General features: G+C 59.7%; 1 protein-coding gene. It reads left to right on the top strand.

Translation table 11 applies throughout. The annotated features are described in order from the left end of the window. A partial coding sequence (locus B2Y33_RS06825) for a cytochrome c1 (protein ID WP_414707941.1) occupies window positions 1–491 on the top strand: 491 nt, incomplete at both ends.

Here is a 491-nt window from a genome sequence, read left to right on the forward strand (position 1 = left end):
CAACTACTGCATGGGTTGCCACAGTGCCAAGTTTCAGCGCTATGAGCGTGTGGCCGATGACCTGGGCATACCCCACGATGTGATGCTTGAGAACCTGGTGTTCACCGGGGCAAAGATTGGCGACCACATGCAGATTGGCATGAAGCCCAGCGATGCCAAGACCTGGTTCGGTGCCGCGCCGCCCGACCTTACCCTGGTGGCGCGGGTCAGGGGTGCCGACTGGCTGTACAGCTACCTGCGCAGTTTCTACGAGGATCCATCGCGGCCCTACGGCGTGAACAACAAGGTCTTCCCCAACGTCGGCATGCCGAACGTGCTGGTTGGCCTGCAGGGAAACCAGGTGATCGGCTGCAAGCAGGTGCAGACGGTGGTGGATGGCAAAAAACAATTTGACCCATTGACCGGCACGCCGTTGACCCATGAAGCCTGCGATCAGCTGACCATTACGCCGAATTCCGGTACCCTGACCACCGAGCAGTTCGACGAGAAGG

Source organism: Pseudomonas sp. UBA5666 (genome assembly GCF_002420785.1).
GTDB lineage: Bacteria > Pseudomonadota > Gammaproteobacteria > Pseudomonadales > Pseudomonadaceae > Aquipseudomonas > Aquipseudomonas fulva.